This is a genomic window from Aquimarina spongiae, assembly GCF_900141785.1.
Lineage (GTDB): Bacteria > Bacteroidota > Bacteroidia > Flavobacteriales > Flavobacteriaceae > Aquimarina > Aquimarina spongiae.
This window is the reverse complement of record NZ_FQYP01000012.1, coordinates 90,944-109,293: the sequence shown is the minus strand read 5'-3', so window position 1 is coordinate 109,293 and position 18,350 is coordinate 90,944. Positions and strand designations below refer to the sequence as shown.

Sequence of the window (18,350 nt, the reverse complement as noted above, 5' to 3'; positions counted from 1 at the left end):
CCCCAGAAGAATGTTTAACATAAAAAACTAAGAGAAATATAATGTATCAAGAATACTTCTACTTGTAATTGCCCCTGAAGTATTCCCCCAAAATCTTAATTATAATGACGAAAATTACTGGAATTATTATTCCATGCTATAATGAATATTATAGATTGGAAAAAGACAAATTTTGCCAATTTTTAACCAACAATAATAATTATCACTTCTGTTTTGTAAACGATGGTAGCGCAGACAATACCTTAGAGCTACTACAACAACTAAGACAATTCGATCCCAAAAGAATATCGGTAATCGATCTGGAACAAAACCAAGGAAAAGCATCTGCAGTACAAGCAGGAGCCAATTACCTAAAAGAATTAGATCATATCGATAATATCGGATTCCTGGATGCTGACCTTTCTACTTCGTTGGAAGAAATGGACAATCTGGTAGAAAAACTAAATGCTAATCCAAACCTAACCATGGTATTTGGATCCAGAAAAGCAGAAGAAGCTAACAATATAGAGAGAAGTTTTCTAAGAAACTTGTTATCAAACTTTGTAGGATTCTTTATCAGACATATCCTGCAACTGCCTATCAAAGACACACAATGTGGTGCCAAAGTATTTAAGAAAAGTATCATAGAGAATGTATACAGCCAAAGATTTATCAGCAGATGGTTATTTGATATCGAAATCTTCTTGAGATTGAAAAAGCATATCGGACTTAAAGATCTGTTGAACTGCATTAGCGAAGAACCACTAGATAGCTGGATCGAAGTAGAAGGATCGAAAATAACGCTTAAAGATTCATTCCTGATCCCTATCAACCTGTTAGCAATATGGATAAGCTACCTTAAAATCAGTACAACTAGTAAAAAAATAACAGAAAACTTGAAACTAAAACTGAATTACAATATGGTAAAATAACTACTATCAAAACTCTATATCAAGAATTAAAAAAATAATATCAAGTACGCATAAAGTATACCTATGAAAAAAATAATTACTCTTTTTATATTGCTTCTTGCCTTAGCTCCATCAAGCTATGCACAGCAACCTTTTGATTGTAATGAAGGTAAGTTTTACCAGGTTATTTCTGGTGCTCTACGTTCTTACGATCCTATTACCGGAACCTATTCGGATCCTTTACATACCCATACCGCATACAATGCAGGCGGATATAACCCTGTAGATAATTTCCTGTATGCGATTAGAAATAGTGATAAACACTTGTTGCGAATCGGAGAAGACTTTATCTTAGATTTAGGAGCCGTAGCTCCCAATGGAGCTATCCAATTTGGTGGGGGATATGCAGCAGACGTAGATAACGAAGGAAACCTATGGGTTTTTCAAAACGCACTAGACAAAAGATCATTTCATAAGATCCTAAATCTTCAGGATTATGATGGAACTTCTTCCCCTGTTTTTGAAATTGTAGTTTCTGATCAAGCCTCACCACAAACCTGTGCCGATATTGTATTTATAGATGGTAATTTATACGGGGGTAGCCGAGGAAACGTCTATAAATGGGACCTTACTACAGCTACACCAGCATTTAGCAGCAAATCGGTAACTGATTTACCTAGTCACACTTTTGGCGCAGCATATACTGATACTAGTAATCGATTATATGTTTCGAGTAATCAAGGAGGACTATATTTGGTAAATGACTATGAAAATCCAAGTCCGTACGCTACACTATTAAATAATACTGAAGTTACCAATTCTAATGATGGTTTTAAATGTGCCATTGGTGTTTCTCCAGTAGATGCCGATCAGGATGAAGTCTTAGACCCTTTTGATAAAGATACCGACGGAGATGGGATACCAGATCTAGTAGAAGGCGGAGGAATAGACCCTTATGGAGATGATGATGGCGATGGTACCTTTAACTATCTTGATCCTGATTTTGGTGCTACATGTAATAGTGGTGTATCTCTTGCTTTTGATACCGATAGAGATGGTGTACCTAATGTATTAGACCTAGATAGTGATAACGATGGTATTTTTGATATTGTTGAAGCGGGCTTAGGAAGCTACGATACCAACGGCGATGGGTATTTCAATTCTGAAGATGATAATTTTGTGGATTCTGATCTCGATGGAATTGCAGATATCGTTGATGTAGATCAAACGGGAGTTGCATTCTTCCCCACAGATACTGATGGAGATTTAATATACGACCCCTATGATATTGATGCTGATGGAGATGGAATCATAGATTTGATTGAAGGGCAAAACAATGCCAGTTTTATAACTTTATCAGGTAATGACACCGATAGAGATGGAATGGATGATGCTTTTGATCCCGATCAGGGAGGTACTCCACAAGGATATGTAAATACCGATGGTACTGATCTACCAGATTTCATGGATACAGATTCTAATAATGATGGAAAGCTGGATCATGTAGATGCCTATGATACCAATGCCGATAATGTTGCTGATACTGTGGCAGCAGGAAGTGACTTTGATCAGGATGGACTTGATGATCATTTTGATGTAAAAGAAACAGTTTTTGATTCTGAAAACGGAAATCAAACACCAGCGAGCTTTCCCGTACTAAGTATAGGAGAACGATATCAGTACCTTGGCACTTATACTACGAATGGTACTCCAAATTATCTGGATACTAACGAAACTCTATCCACCGATTATATCAATAGGATTGACGGTGCATTGCCTGAAGGAAATTCAATCCCAAATAACAATCCCAACTATATTTACTCAGGATATGATACTGATGTCATTGTAGAGAGTACTGCTAATATCAAAGTGACCTTCATTAACGAAAATACAACTTACAAAAACACCTTAGGATATTATACCTATGACATCAATAGCCCATTACAACAAGCTCCTAGTCCAGAAGATATTACCCTGGTGTTCCCTAACGGGTCTAAAACAGGAAGTGATGGTGGATTAGTTGCTGGTAATACGATAGATCTAGGCAGTTTCCCCGCAGACACCGGTATTGGTTGGGTGCTTCTAGTTGATGGATGGAATGGGACTACTGTAGATTCAGGGTTATGGCAACTTTATTCTAATCCAGATTTTAATCCAGAGTGTGATGAAGCATTACGCCCCCACAATATTTTATTGGCGGACACTGCAAATCAGACTATTGTTCTGGGATTTGAAGATACCAGAAGAGATTATCCATCTGCAGATCATGATTTTAATGATATGCTATTTCATATCAGTGCAGATCAATATTCATCTCTGAAGACCACTAATATCCCAGAACTTACTGAAGAAGGTGTAGTGACCTCTGGAAACGATGGTGGATTAGAAAGTAATGGAGATCTGGCGAATTTGATTGCCAAAAGAAATTTCTTAAGAGCAAAAACAAACAAAGTATCCAATCAGAAGCGTTTACAGGAGAAGTTTTCGCCAGGATCCAGAAAATATCGTACAAAAAATGGAACAGATCTTAGTGTCTACTTCCCGCTTACTGGTGCTGCTGGAATTGAAACTTCATATGTTTCTAGCCCAGACGATTTAATCGGGATCACCAATGCGACTGCTGTTTTTTCTATTGATTATTACAACCAGGAAGATCGAGTTGGTGCTGCTCTGGCAATGACCACTAAAGGAGGAGTTTATGATCACTCCAAAACCATTTGTGATCGACTTAACGGTTCTATTATCGAAGATATCCGAACATTACGAGTAAGAAACTTCGATTTGGTAAATACTAGAATCAAAAGACCAGGAGGAGAAATCGAATATGCGTTACATTTTTCTGTGCGACTTGACGAATTTCAGAATGAATTGTATAGTTTATGGAATATTGAAGCCTATCCAGAAGGAGATTATTTGAATTTCCAGATCTGGGGAGGATCCATCCCTCAAGCCGTGCATATTGCGAATACCATTATCGATCAATTGGCTATAGGAAAGTCATTAGGAAAAACATTTATTCCTAACAATATCCCAGAGATATTCATCCAAAAAGGATTTTATAGAGATGGACAATTGACATTGAGCATAGTGAATAAAGCACAAGCCAATCAAGTTAATTTCAGAGGAAACAAAAGAGCTACTGAGCAAGATAATGAAGAATTAATTACTAAAAGTATTCCGTTATCTGGATCTTATTTTGAAACCATTAATGTGGATACTGGTTACTTATTTGATATTGGTTTTGCTATTACAGGTGATGATCCCACAAAAGCAGACATCTTGTATCTAGCCGATGGGCCATGGGGTGTTGACTATCAAGAAGGAGGAGCAATAATTTCTGACTTCAGCATTGTACAAAACAAAGCTTCAGAACAAGATACTGATGACTATCTGGTAGAAAGAGATGTAACTGTACAGGGATCTGTAAAAGAAACGATGAATCTATTCAGAAATATCCTTGGTGGAGATCTTACCTTAGATGTTTCAGAATTTATTGGAGTTACTTTCGAATTACAAGCCAATACCGATGTAGAAGTCATTTTGGTATCCAAAGACCTGATCGACTGGAACGACAGATTGCGTTATCAAATAAAAGCCAATAATTCGCTACAAAAATATACGATTGCGTTTACTGATTTTGCCAATAAAGCAAAGCAAAAAACCACAATTAGCGATATCAGAAGTGTAGTATTTTCAATCCAGGGAGATTACAAGAATTCCTCTCCTTTTACGATTGAAGTGAAAAATCTTGCTTTTACTAAGACAATTGGATCTGAAGATGAAGAAATCATTGCTGAAGAGGAAGACACCGAAAATGTAGCACAAGTCAGAACTTCGGTACGTAATTCCCCTAATCCATTTAGTAGTCAGACCACTATAATAATGCCTACACCAAATGAAAAAATTACCATTTCGGTGGTCGATATGCTAGGAAGAATTGTACAGGAAGAGGAAATTACAAACGATGGTGCAATGTCTGACACCTTCCTGTTTACAGCCAAAAATCTAACGCAGGGTGTTTATAAATATATCATTAGAGGAGATAACTTTAAAGTAAGATACAAGGGAAGTTTCCTCATAAAATAATCAAAAGTATTTGTTTCAGGTTTGGGTAACATTGAAGCATCTTATTTAACTATAATTATTTGCTGTTGGCTACTGTACTCTATGGGTAGAGTACAGTAAGCTTAACAGAAAAAACACAAAATTTTAATTATTTATAACCGGAATTAATATGGTATAAAGTACTATCTTTAAGAATATGATTACTAGCCTCAAGGTCTTAAAACAAATCTCTCCAGAACAGAAGTTCATGGCCAGCGTGATTATCGTTAATGGCGGGAACTATCTTTATAATTTGTTGCTGGGAAGAATCTTGGGTCCGGAACAATTTGCAGATGCTGCATTATTGATTACCTTTTTGCTAGTGCTGTCTTTTATTGCAATGACATTCCAATTGTCTACTGCAAAATTCTCGGTGATTTTTGAAAATGGGATTTTTAATAATTTTATCAATATCATTCATAAGTATGCAGCGATAACTGGTATTGTATTTGGATTTCTAATTATCACCTTTGCTGGCCAACTGCAGCAGTTATTTAACACCCAAACTTCCTTAATGTTTATCCTCTTTGGTATAGGAGTACCCTTATACTTTGTAATGAGTGTAAACCGCGGTTTTTTTCAAGGAATTAAGAAATTTGACAAACTGGCCATCACTTATCAAGGAGAAATGATCAGCAGGCTCCTGCTAACCCTTGCATTGATATATATCGTAAATCTTCAATCCTCTATTCTTGTTGCTCTGGGTATTGCTTTATCTTTTGTATTTGGTTTGTTCCCTTTCCATTCTGAAGGTGTACAACCTTTCAAAAAATATCAACTCCCCATTGCAGAGAACAAGTATATCCTTAAATTCTTTATCCTCACAGCATTTTATGAATTAAGCCAGATCATTATCAATAATAGTGATATCCTTTTGGTAAAGCATTATTTTGACACCTATAACGCAGGCTTATATGCTTCTTTAGCCTTAATTGGAAGAGTAGTGTATTTTGTAGCCTGGATGTTTGTTATGCTGCTATTACCAAAAGTAGTACAACGGCAAAAAGACGGACTATCATCGGCTTCAATTCTTTTTAAATATGTCTTTTATATCACACTCTTATCAACCTCTATAGTAATAGGTTGTTACTTTTTCCCAGAATTTGTAATCAATATCATGTTTGGGAAACAATATATAAGTATGGCTCCCCTACTCTGGAAATATGCTATTGCTACTTCACTCTTTGCAATATCAAACATATTTGCCTATTACTTTTTATCACTGGATCAATATATCCCTGTGATTATCTCTTCTCTACTCGGTATTCTTCAAGTAGTACTTATCATCTTATTTCACGATTCTTTATTACAAGTCGTCATCATGCAAATCGTTGCAATGGGCATACTGCTCATTTTCCAACTCTTGTTTTTTGCAGGTTATCAAAAAATAGCCGCAAAACACTTAACGAAAGGTTAACCCCTCTCGTCGAAGGAAAAATTCTTCTCAACGAAGGATGACCTGTATTACCGAAGAAAAAAACAGAAATTAGAAATAAGTAACCTTTAAAAATTAGAAGTTATGGCACTGAAAATAACCCAAAATCAAGGAATCTATCAAGTAAAAGGAAGTATTGTTGCAGAGAATGTAAACTCTCTAAGACGTCATTGCGAGCAATTGTTATTTAGTACCGAAAAAGTGATTCTCTGTCTAGATAAGGTAAAAAGAATAGATGCTTCTGGTGTTCATGTACTCAACTCTTTGTTTAAAAATGCCATGAAAGAAAACAAAATATTCTACATCATCGGCAGACAGAACGAGCAGGTAAAAAATGCTTTTGGAAAAGTAAACTACATGCTTAAGAACGATTACCTATAAATCACTAACCCTAAAATCTAGAAATCATGAATTTACAAATTGTACAAAACGCCAGAAAATTTGAAGTTATTGGAGATTTTACATTAAATAACACTACACATGTAAAAGAACATTTCAATAATTTGCTTGATCATTATGATGAAGTTGTGATGTCTTTAAAAAAAGTACAAAAAATTGACCACAAAGGTATACAGGTGCTTAAAGATATTTATTCCAAAGCGAATCGAAGAAATAAAATTTTGTTTGTTTTTGGTAGAGATAACAACATTATTAGAAAAGCTTTCGAAAAAAATAAAGTGAGTTACATTTTTAAAGAAAATTATTAATCGCTGAATAATCTATTCGTTACTGTTGTTTTTTTGATGTAGATCTTCTAAATTGTAAGTAATTAAAGACGTGCCCCTATTCGTCCTAAAATCTTGAAATCAACTTACCCCTTCGTATTTCGGATAGATTTTAATTCGTCTTGGTCTATTTTTCCAATAAATTAAAACCTTTATGAAATTAGCTATTGTAACTGCTTATCCCCCAAGCAAGGTAACTTTAAACGAATACGCATACCATTTAGTAAAACATTTTAGACAACAGGCAGATGTATCTGAGTTAATCATTTTAACAGACATTACGCCAGAAGAAGCTGATGTTAATTTTACAGAAGAAGGATGCAAGGTTACCGTAAAACAATGCTGGAAATTTAACAGTTACACTAACATCTCTTCTGTGATGAAGGCTGTAAAACAGACCAAGCCCGATGCTATTTTGTTTAATCTTCAGTTTATGAAGTTTGGTGATAAAAAAGTGGCCGCAGCGCTAGGATTACTGCTGCCTTTATTATGTAAAAGAAGAAATATTCCAACCATTGTTCTACTGCACAATATCATGGAGCAGGTGGACTTGAGCAGCGCTGGTTTTACAAAAAACAAGCTCTTGCAGAAGATCTATAATTTTATAGGGACGACACTTACCCGATTCATACTACAAGCAGATTATGTAGCAGTAACGATCAGTAAGTACGTAGATATTCTGGAGGAGAAATATAAAGCAAAGAATATAGTGCTTATTCCGCATGGCACCTTTGAGTTGCCAGAAGAACCTTCGTACCATCTCCCAGATGGCCCCTTAAAAATAATGACCTTCGGAAAATTTGGCACCTATAAAAAAGTAGAAATACTCATCGAAGCTGTACAAAAAATTAGAGGTCGTACTTCTGAAGATCTAGAGGTGGTCATAGCGGGAACAGACAATCCAAATGTTCCTGGATACCTTGATACTATGAAGAAAAAATACCATGATATTCCACAACTAACCTTTACGGGGTATGTTGAAGAAGAGGATGTTCCCAAAATTTTTACAGAGAGTGCTATGGTGATTTTCCCATACACCTCTACTACAGGTAGTTCTGGAGTATTGCATCAAGCAGGGAGCTACGGTAAAGCGGTAGTAATGCCCGATTTGGGAGACCTTTCTATTCTGGTTAAAGAAGAAGGATATCGAGGTGAATTTTTTGATCCCAAGAGTGTAGACAGCCTATCTGATGCCATCGAGAAAATCGTTAAAAGTCCCTCATATAGAAACGAATTGGGCAAAGCCAATTATGACGCTGCAACTGCATTCCCAATGAGTAGAATTACCGGGATGTATCTTGAGAAATTTACTGAGATTAAGCTTGCTTAATGCGAAATGTATTGAAAAGCTTCCTTTTTGTTTCCTGAAGCATCAATAAACCCAAAATGCTTTTGTTTGTGTTTACGCCAAGGTAATCCTCCAACAACGCTACTGGGAACATTCTGAAAATCATACAAAGTCCATGAGAGATAGTGAATATTCTTTTTCTTGATTATCTCTTGAAACGTTTTATGGTAATCAGCTTGATTTCTCTCTGAAGATCCAAACGGACTCCATAAACCTCTATTAGAGGACAAACCGAATTCCTGCAATACCAACGGTTTATCTACTTGGACGTCTAAAAATGAAAAATCATTATCGAAATCGTCTATGTCCTTGTAATAATGAAAAGATACTATATCTACTTCTTCATTTAATAAGGTAGCCGACTCCATATCAGACCACCCAATAGTAACCAAGTGATTAGGATCGTGTTCTCTGATTTGATGGATCATTTCTTTTAACCATCCTATAACATTCTCTTTGCCTCTGCTCTCAAAATCCAGATTAGGTTCGTTTTTAATATCCCACGCCAATATAGCTTTATGGTCTTTAAAATGACCAACTATTTGCTCTGCATGTCTGTGTGTAAGTGTCCAATCCAAAACCGAATAATCGCCATAAAAATCAAAAAGAGTAACCACCACCATTAACTCTTTGGATAATGCAACATCCAGCACATCTTGCAACTTTTGTAACTTTTCTGGATGTACTTGCTCTTTTCCAAATTCTACATAAGGCACAAAAATGCGAATAGTATTCAATCCTGCTTCTTTAAGAATATCAAAGTCCTTACTAATCACTTCGATATCAAAATCGTCTCCAAACATATCCCATGGCGTTTTTTGCGGATAATAGTTAATCCCTTTCATTTGGTATTCATGCTGGTCTACATAGATTTTGTCCTCAATAACCTTGGCAAAACCATTTGAGATCAAACCCTCTAGTTCTTCGCTATTTTCATTCTTGACGATATGTCGTATTCGCCAATAACCATCTTCCAAAAGCAGTAAAACTTTGTAATTAGATATATCTTCTATTTGAAACAATAATTGATTGTCTTTGTATACATGTTGATATTCTTTTACTCCAGAATCATTGATCACCGCTAACTGTCCATCTGCACTGTAAAAATCCAGCGAGAGATTGTGTGTTATTGTTGTACCATGAATAGAAAGTTGATTGGATTGATTGGCTTCTATTGTATGAACAATGTTTTGCATCGCACTAGTGGTATAATAATCGTCGATCGCTTTTAACTCATTATTTTGATAGGCCACGTTACGTACATACCAGGCATTCAAATAGTCAGTTTGTATATCGTTCATGGTCTGTTTTTCAATTGGTCTCCCAGGGTTGATGGTGTCTTTCCAAACCAATTTTGGCAAGTACACCTTTTCTTTATTAAGAGCTACATGCAACATAGAGTTTCGATCCGCTCCTGTATTGAGGTAGGTAAGAGTTTGGCTAATTATAAAAAGAATAGCAATTACCACCCCCAAAAATGAAATAACAACCAAAATCCTGTATATATTCCTATTCATTTTTATCATTGCAATGTGATATTTTTAAAGGTCTTTGTTACTCCAAGCGAGCTTATATCAAAATCATAATCCCCTGTGGGATAAAACCCCTCGGCAAGTATAAATCTAACTTCTCCCTCAAACGAGGTTTTTACTTTGGTTTCAATACGTTTATTATCCTTATAAATCTCCAGTTTCACCAATGCCCCATCAGGGATGATTTGCTCCATAAAACTACGAAGAGGCCCTACAACAATTTCTCTATTACTAGTATCAAAATCGACTTCAAAATCTTCTAGCACCGCTTCAAAAACAACACTTATCGTATTACTTTTTGCAATCCCGTTTACAAAAGCTTGTACTTGCCAAACATCTTCATAGCTTGGATGCAATACTTTTCCCAACGCAATACCATTTACCGTGGTGCCTTGTGCTTTCAAAAGTGTTCCTTCCTGATTTTTGATCACAAAATTCACCATAGTACCATTGGCTACTATATTATCAAACTCATCTCTTACTATGCCAGTACTAAAAGTTATTATCTGATTACCATCTGCATAGTTATGCTCTCTAAAACTTTCGATTGCGAAATCTTCTGGAAGGGCAGGATATATCTCTACTGAAAATTCTTTTGAATCTGTTTCTCCAATCTGCGAAGAAACCAATAGTTTCCCTTTTTTTTCGTAAGCAAATATATTTCTCCAACCGATCAAATCTTTGGTGAGTTCTTCATACTCTTTCTCTGCCCCCAGAAACTGATGTTTAAATTTTACTTTCGTGCTGTCTGGAAGAGGATTGTCGTATCTATCCGTAGGAGCTACAACATGCATAGTATAATCTCTATCGCCCGCTACAATACTTGGTGGACCAATATAAGTTTCAAGCTCGACCAATGTATCCGAATTTGCATGAATCGAAATATCTCCTTTAAAAACACATTTTGAATTGTGAATCAGAAAATAATCTAGCGTTCCTCTTTTCTTTGCCAAATACTCCGGGATGATGAACTGTCCCGAAGAAGATGTTAATAATGTACTTCCGTAAGAGTTTTTCAAGAACAACTGAAACGTGAGGGTACTATCGTATGCAAAGTCTAACATAATCTTGTCGCCCGCCTGGTATTTCTTTTGTGTTGTTTTGAGGGTTACTTGTACCGGTTTTTCAACTTGTACCAAGAGTGCAAATGAAATGCTAAATAATAAACTAAAGCCCATTAAAATGATATGTCGTATTCGTATTCTCATCAATTTGAAGCTCCCACGTAATTATTAATTTCAATTTTAATATAGTTGAACCCTTTTCCTAGCACCCGTAGTAACTGTGATTGCATATATTCTGATTTTCTATTGGGTACCATTTTATTACTGATTTCCTCATTAGACAATCCATTTACAAAAACGTTTTCCATGTGCTCATCTACTCTTTCTATTTTGGTAAGATCGAGAAAATCAAACTCAAAATATAATTTCCTTTGAGGCCGTATCCCTTCGGGTAGATACTTTTGAGTCACCCATATCAATTTTTTGTTTTCATCATAGTATGAAATGATCAATTGAGGAATAGTTACTTCTTGTAATCCAGAATTAAACAAAACTCCATCAACCCCATTCTCTCGAATCGAGATATCATTAATCACAACTCCTTTATACAGATCAACAGTAGCGACATTTCCTGCACATTGTAAGTTGAACTTTGTTGGCTGTCCATCCAAATTAGCAGCAGTAAACTGATCAGGATCAAAAGTCGTCGGTTTATTATCCTCAAGGCTTCTCCAGGCAACTCCTTCAAAATCCATTCTAAAACTCGTAGTCTCTTTTGGCATTAACTTATGCTTCATTTGATGCTTTACATTGTACGTCGCTAATTCTCTGTCATTTTGGGCATACAAAGTACCGGTAACCACCACATCACTGGGAACATTATCAACATTTTGCAGTTCCCCTATGATATAATATTGATCTTCATTTTTTACTATTGCTGCATTCAAAACTTCTAGCACTGGCTGTTTTAAAACATCTTCATGATGTGTTTGTTCAGAAGTAATCCTTCTACGCCCGTGATTGTAAAAGGAAACCACATTTTCAGAAAACAACTGATCAGGAGGAATATCCAAATCATAATCCAAAGGCAACACATACCATTTACTTCCTTTTTTTAATATTTCATGGTAAAAGGTTTTTTCTATTTTCTCGAGCGGAGTAATCCAATTACCCATTACTTTAGCTTTTGCTGAAGAGTCAGTTTGCACGGTAATAGTAACCTCTAGTTCATCCAATTTTGCATACGAACTCAATAAACCATCTGTTACGGAGACTTCAAGCATAAATTGATCTAAAGATTTGTTGCTTTTGGGATGAACATAGGAATACGCTCTTTTAAACTCTTTAAAATCCAAGGCATCATAATAGGCTTTGATTACGTTTTCTGGTCTAATTTGCGTAGCATTTTTTACGTAGGCAAAATAAACCCCAATCGCGAATACAATGCATATACATATTGCCCACAAATACGAAATTCGAAATACACTTTTTCTAAAAGAAGCATATTCAACTCCAAACTTAAAATATACCGGAAATGCTTTAAACTTTGTTTTCAATCCATGAATCCAGATAAACTGAATATTGATGATAAATGCGATAATGACGGTAAGCATTGGAATCAAACCCCACATTAGTTTTTGAAATAGTGGTATTGTATCTTTTGGTAATACATTGGACAATGGAGGAACATTTAACTTTTCCCACACCATAATACCATTTTCTAATTGTCGTAAACGTTGCCAACCGCAGAAATATAATATAGGATCGTAAAACTTATCGTTAGAAAATACATACTTCAAATTGTACTTTTCTGGCACGGTCAAAAACTGTTGCAATGACCCTATTCCTTCTACACCTCTAAATTTTGAATTTTCGAGACGTTCTACAGCTCTGGTTGTTAACTCTGGCAATCTCCTGGCTGAGTGATAATTGCCATCTACCGTCATCGCATCGGTTTGGGCAGAGAGCCACGCCATTTGATCTCCAAAGCCTAAGGGTAAAAATCGCCAATGATCGTGCTGATCCTGTTTTAAAAAGTTAAGGATAGGGAGCATTTTGATTTGCGCAGGTTGTAGCGGTCTGAAATAGCCTAAACATATGGTAAAAAAAGTCATAAAGATCAATCCTCCCCCAATCAATCCTCCTAGAATTCTATGTAGTACACTTCCATATCTTTCTTTTATTTTTATCTTTAGATCTCCCTCTACAAAACGATAGATAAACTCCCCAAACATGGGCAATGCCATCAAGGATGCCCACAACGTAAAACGGTCTAGAGTCAAAATATTAAATGCATTATCTCCCAGAATCATCTTCGGAATTGGAGTTGTTCCTCCTGTACCTAATATGGTGAGTAAAGTAAATGACAACCCAAAAAACAAATATCGTTTGCTAAAAAAACGATACCAGAAATAAGGCAAGAAAAACAATAAAATCCCCCAGGGAATTAAAAAAAATACCAAGCCCGATGAAGTAACTTCCAAAAAATTATCACGGGAACCATGGGGAATAGGCACTTGTGTGATAGGATTGTTTTTGGTGTTGATCCAATACGGGAGTATACAGGTAATAATCAATAGCAATGATCCAAATCCAAAAACTACAATTCGTTTAAAAAAAGCTAAAAAAGTTTGAATGAAATGTTTTAAGCGTACTTCTTTATAGGAATTTACTTTTTCTCGAGCACCATCCATTATTATCATTCCAATCAAAGGAAAGATAAAAAATACCATTCCAAATATGGGAGTTACATGATGTGAAGTAACAGTCACAGCAATTAGACTCAAGGCATTGATCAGGTATTTGTACTTACCCACTTTGATCCATAAATAAATCTCTGGGAGCGCATGCATCAATACCGAGATCCCGATAATACTAGGTAATTGCCCAAAAACATGCAAGGTTTCTATAAAAACAGAAGCAAAAACCGATAACACTGCCGTATACCCTGCAACTGTTCGATTGGATGTCAATAATAGTGCATATCGATATACCCCAGTGATAAAAAGTATGATGGCGATCAAAGCCACAGAAAACAATCCAAATTTTAATCCCCCGATATAAGACAGCAACCCAATACTTTGATGCACCAGTGGAGGATATCCCATTACAGTAAATCCGGTATACCAACTATAACTCCAAGGTTCGAACCAACTCGTTGCATAGTGATTTCCGAAAAACAAATGAATTAAAGCATCATAGGTATATTCTAAAGTGAAGAAAATGGCGGTACCATGAAAAATTACTCCTATTAATAAAGCAATAATCAAATACTTGTTTGTAGATGTATTCATAAGACTCGCCGTAGTTTCTGTTTAAATATACAACAAAGGTTTCGGATTCGACGAATGACCCGTCTTTCGATAAAAACCATTCATCGACAGCAATTCTCCAATAATCGAAATGCATCAGTTTTAGCCATTATTCTAAGGTACATTCGAGGTATAACCCAAAAAATTACCCCTATGAAAACCGGAATAATCGTGCCTTGCTATAATGAAGAAAACAGACTAAATGTATCTGCTTTCAGAAATTTTATCAATAAAGAAAACCAATATCATCTTTGCTTCGTCAACGATGGAAGTAAGGATAATACCATTGTACTTTTAAAAGACATACAAGCTTCTAATCCATCTAAGGTAAGTGTAATTGACATCAAAAAGAATTTAGGAAAAGCTGCTGCAGTGAGAGCTGGTGCAAGATACCTTCATAGTAGAGGAGACATTGGGTATGTAGGATTTATAGATGCAGACCTTTCTACAGACTTCGACGATTTTGATGATCTTTTAAAAACACTAAAAACTAACAGGAAATTAAGTATGGTCTTTGGTTCTCGAGCTAAAAATGCTTCAGCGGGAATCCAAAAAGATAGCTTCAGAGCCGTATTTTCAAAAATCATAAAAATGTTAGTATTCTTTATATTAAGATTACCCATAGAGGATACACAATGCGGAGCCAAGGTTTTCAGAGCAGAACTAGTCCCTATCTTATTTAAAAGAAACTTCTTCAGCAGGTGGTTATTTGATATCGAAATGTTTTTAAGAATGAAAAAATATTATGGCGAGGTCACTATACTGAACAAAATATACGAACAACCATTACAACGATGGGTACATATGGAAGATTCCAAACTGGGAATTAGGGATTCATTAGAAATACCATACCGATTATTATCTATTTGGTTTAATTATAACGTTTTGCAAAATCTTAATTATGCAAATACAGAAAATACATTAGAACCATCCGTAGAAATATTTGGCACAACACAACCTATATTTGCTTCGTAAACAAAAAGCACACAATTTCCCGATATTACATCCCACACCCGAGTTGAAACTCGGGTTTCTTTTTTGAAGGGTATCTGTTTAGAAATCAACAGATAAAACAAATAACAGTTTTTTTTTCTTTTTACAGATGAGTAATAGTTTTTTTCATCTTCGTTGAAGACTCCACTTTTCTATAGCGTTTAGAAGTACGATCAAAAAGTATTTCGAATTTGAAAATAAGTTAAAATTTCCCCGGAATTTTCTTTTTTTAATGTAACTTATCACTAAACTCTTAAACCTATAAAAATGAGCGCGAGCAAATATTTAACTAGAATTAAAGCCAACATCAATACCTGGAATGAAATTAGAAATACCAGTATTGCTCTTAATTTTTTAACCTCGGGTTATGGCTTTACTGTATCGTTCGAAGATTATCAAAATTGGAGTACAAATAACCCTACTACACTTAACTGTTATTTTGGTGTAGACGAATTTGAACTTAAATTCTATATCGTAGATAATGTGACTGACCAAAACCAGTCTTACCAAATAGGGATCAATCTTTTAGAAAAGGAATTCACAAGAAGTTTTAATACGACTGCCACCAAAACAAATACCGCCTTCAAACGGGTTGCACTTTCCTGCAATGATCAAATAAGTAAAAGCGAAGCAGAACAAAGAATCTTGAACTGGATGCTAGGTGCAAAAAACTGGTTTAAGGATCAACAACAAGCCATAAAATCTGGTTCTAGTGGTTTGCTACGGTTGATGACCATTCCTTTTGAAGATTTATCCACATTATTTGGTTCTAGCCAAGAAAATGTTTTTGTATTGACAGCGCTTAACAACTTCGACATATTTGGGTATAATCTTGAGTTTATTCTTACTCGTGAGATCGAATTAAATGAAGGCGAAACTCAAAAATCAGGCGATAATGAATTATTTATGGACGTTTCGCAACCACATCCACCTTTCAGTTTGAGTAGTGACTTTAACTTACTCTAAATTAGTGCAAGACATATAATGGATACTACGGTAGTAATCGAAAAAATTATGGATATTCTTTCCATGCTATGTGTATTGGTTCTTTCTATAGGACTAGTATATAGTATGTTCAAGAAACATGCGTTAATTACCATTATCTATCTGGTATCCATCTTGTCCATAGAGCTTGTTGCTATTTTTGGTAAAGTAAATTTGTTTTTGTTTTCAGTATCCTATTATATCCATTTATTCTACCTTGGATACTATATTCTCGTGCATCTTTTCCGCAGAAAAAAAAGAAATTTCTTGTACCTCTCCTTGTTATTTATCATTCCCATGCTATTGAGTTTGGGATTTAACAAAGAAATTAGCTCATATCAGTCCTATGATCGTTTACTATACATCTTATGTATAATTATCTTATTAATCGCAACATTATTCAGATACTTTGATGGTAAGCTATTTTTATCAAATACACATATTACTATATTTTTAACGATTCTGTTCTATTTTGGTATTGACTTTATTATTGCTTTAACCACAAATTATCTTATCAACGAGCATTTAAATTTGGTAGGATGGATATGGCTATTTAGAGCTTTCTGTCTTCTCATGTTTTATGCAGCTTTAGTGAATTTGGCATGGAAGACTGGAAAAACCCTTTAACACCAATATTATGGATAGCAGGATCTTTGGTATTATTTTCCTTGCTGCTTCTATTCATTATTATACTTACCAAAAAGTATGTCACCCGAATTAAACGAGAAGAGCGCCAAAGGGCAAATCTAAAAATTCTTCATAACGAAGAAATGTTGCAAAACAGCATAGAGATTCAAGAGAAAGAACGCATACGTATTGCCGCAGATATCCATGATGAGCTTATTGGGCAATTGCGACGAATTCAACTTATGAATAATGATGATAGGCTAACAGAGGTTCTAAAAAACAGTATCGTTACGGCCAGAAGAATATCTCATGATCTTACTCCGCCTCTTTTGGAAGAAAGCACTTTAGGAGTATTATTTGAAAATGTATTACAGCCAATGAATACTATTCTTTCTGTTGATTTTCATATCGTTGACGCACCACATATTCAAATTCCGGACACGATCAAGATTAACATCTACAGAATTTTTCAGGAGGTGATTACAAATATTGAAAAACATGCCAATGCTACTCAAATTTTTATTAGATTGAAGGTATCTCAAAAACTAATTTTCCTATCCATACGAGATAATGGAAAAGGACTTTCGGGAAATCAAAAAAAAGGGCTTGGAATGAAAAATATCACATTGAGATCTAAACAACTCAATGCGACCTTTAAATTTGAACAAAACAAACCAACTGGCACAAGATTCGCCCTTTTACATCAAAGAAATGAATAACATAAAAATAGCTTTAGTTGAAGATGATAAGTTAGTTGCCAACTTATTAAAGGATTACTTAGATAGCATCGATGGTTTTTCGGTTATCTCTGTATCTTACAGCGGAAATTCTTTCCTAGATACATTGGACACAGAAAATCTACCAGATATTGTACTTACAGATCTAAGAATGAAAGATGGTACTGGTAAAGATGTGGTAGATGAACTAACGAAACAACATATTGGTATCAAAACAATAGTTATATCATCGCATTACCAACCCAATTATATTGGGTACATGTTTAAATCTGGTGCTAATGCCTTTATACCAAAAGAAATCGACAAAAAAGAATTGGTAAAAGTAATCCGTAATGTAAATGCCAATGGTCATCATCTAGACATCGAACAAATGGAAACGATGCGAAAACAAATTGCATCAAATACTCCAGTAATTCCTACCAATAATATAGCCGAACTTACTCCAAGAGAGATCGATGTGCTCAAACTATTATGCTATCAACTGACCGCCAAAGAAATTGGAGAAAAACTCTTTGTAAGCAGAAAAACAGTAGAAACTCATAAGTCTAATTTGCTTTCGAAAACAGGAGCCAAAAACATTGCTGGTCTTATCATTTTTGCCGCACAAAATAAAATCATAGAGTTAGATAAGATTATACTGACCTAAAAAAGTCCCACCAT

At 35.2% G+C, this 18,350-nt stretch carries 14 protein-coding genes; 11 read left to right on the top strand and 3 right to left on the bottom strand.

Features of this window, described 5'->3' with window-relative positions:
- The first annotated feature begins 104 nt into the window (after nucleotides 1-104).
- From BUE24_RS22035 to BUE24_RS22010, 6 genes are all read left to right on the top strand, one after another.
- Nucleotides 105-911 (top strand): glycosyltransferase, encoded by an 807-nt coding sequence (locus tag BUE24_RS22035; RefSeq protein WP_073321405.1) that lies wholly within the window; start codon nucleotides 105-107, stop codon nucleotides 909-911.
- 63 nt (nucleotides 912-974) lie between these two features.
- Complete coding sequence (locus BUE24_RS22030; RefSeq protein WP_073321401.1) at nucleotides 975-4,976, top strand: DUF6923 family protein; 4,002 nt, start codon at nucleotides 975-977, stop codon at nucleotides 4,974-4,976.
- Nucleotides 4,977-5,151: 175 nt separating this feature from the next.
- Nucleotides 5,152-6,411, top strand: coding sequence for an oligosaccharide flippase family protein (locus BUE24_RS22025; RefSeq protein ID WP_073321398.1), 1,260 nt, complete (start codon nucleotides 5,152-5,154; stop codon nucleotides 6,409-6,411).
- Nucleotides 6,412-6,513: 102 nt separating this feature from the next.
- Complete coding sequence (locus BUE24_RS22020; protein ID WP_073321395.1) at nucleotides 6,514-6,810, top strand: STAS domain-containing protein; 297 nt, start codon at nucleotides 6,514-6,516, stop codon at nucleotides 6,808-6,810.
- Nucleotides 6,811-6,836: 26 nt separating this feature from the next.
- Nucleotides 6,837-7,136, top strand: coding sequence for an STAS domain-containing protein (locus tag BUE24_RS22015; protein WP_073321392.1), 300 nt, complete (start codon nucleotides 6,837-6,839; stop codon nucleotides 7,134-7,136).
- Nucleotides 7,137-7,308: 172 nt separating this feature from the next.
- Nucleotides 7,309-8,484, top strand: a complete 1,176-nt coding sequence (locus BUE24_RS22010) for a glycosyltransferase (RefSeq protein ID WP_073321389.1) — start codon at nucleotides 7,309-7,311, stop codon at nucleotides 8,482-8,484.
- Here the strand turns inward: BUE24_RS22010 and BUE24_RS22005 are convergent.
- From BUE24_RS22005 to BUE24_RS21995, 3 genes are read right to left on the bottom strand one after another with little or no spacing between them, the layout of a single operon-like run.
- Entirely contained in the window at nucleotides 8,481-10,019 is a 1,539-nt protein-coding gene (locus tag BUE24_RS22005) for a cellulase family glycosylhydrolase (RefSeq protein ID WP_342039434.1), read from the bottom strand. The two genes, BUE24_RS22010 and BUE24_RS22005, sit on opposite strands and share 4 nt — an antisense overlap.
- Nucleotides 10,020-10,024: 5 nt before the next feature.
- Nucleotides 10,025-11,242, bottom strand: a complete 1,218-nt coding sequence (locus tag BUE24_RS22000) for an Ig-like domain-containing protein (RefSeq protein ID WP_073321383.1) — start codon at nucleotides 11,240-11,242, stop codon at nucleotides 10,025-10,027.
- Nucleotides 11,242-14,331, bottom strand: a complete 3,090-nt coding sequence (locus BUE24_RS21995) for a hypothetical protein (protein WP_073321380.1) — start codon at nucleotides 14,329-14,331, stop codon at nucleotides 11,242-11,244. Before BUE24_RS21995 ends, BUE24_RS22000 begins: the two co-directional genes overlap by 1 nt.
- A gap of 171 nt (nucleotides 14,332-14,502) precedes the next feature.
- Here BUE24_RS21995 and BUE24_RS21990 point away from each other — a divergent pair, with 171 nt between their 5' ends.
- The 5 genes from BUE24_RS21990 to BUE24_RS21970 all read left to right on the top strand — a co-directional run bounded on the left by BUE24_RS21990 (nucleotide 14,503) and on the right by BUE24_RS21970 (nucleotide 18,336).
- Nucleotides 14,503-15,324 carry a glycosyltransferase gene (locus BUE24_RS21990; RefSeq protein WP_073321376.1) on the top strand — a complete coding sequence of 274 codons (822 nt, stop codon included), beginning with the start codon at nucleotides 14,503-14,505 and terminating at the stop codon, nucleotides 15,322-15,324.
- A 285-nt stretch (nucleotides 15,325-15,609) separates the two neighbouring features.
- Complete coding sequence (locus tag BUE24_RS21985) at nucleotides 15,610-16,308, top strand: hypothetical protein (RefSeq protein ID WP_073321373.1); 699 nt, start codon at nucleotides 15,610-15,612, stop codon at nucleotides 16,306-16,308.
- An 18-nt stretch (nucleotides 16,309-16,326) separates the two neighbouring features.
- Nucleotides 16,327-16,953 (top strand): hypothetical protein, encoded by a 627-nt coding sequence (locus BUE24_RS21980; RefSeq protein ID WP_073321370.1) that lies wholly within the window; start codon nucleotides 16,327-16,329, stop codon nucleotides 16,951-16,953.
- Nucleotides 16,929-17,672: a sensor histidine kinase gene (locus BUE24_RS21975; RefSeq protein WP_073321368.1), complete on the top strand. Its 744-nt coding sequence runs from the start codon at nucleotides 16,929-16,931 to the stop codon at nucleotides 17,670-17,672. Before BUE24_RS21980 ends, BUE24_RS21975 begins: the two co-directional genes overlap by 25 nt.
- Complete coding sequence (locus BUE24_RS21970; RefSeq protein ID WP_170864655.1) at nucleotides 17,665-18,336, top strand: response regulator transcription factor; 672 nt, start codon at nucleotides 17,665-17,667, stop codon at nucleotides 18,334-18,336. The genes BUE24_RS21975 and BUE24_RS21970 overlap by 8 nt, the downstream gene beginning before the upstream one ends.
- The last annotated feature ends 14 nt before the right edge of the window (nucleotides 18,337-18,350 follow it).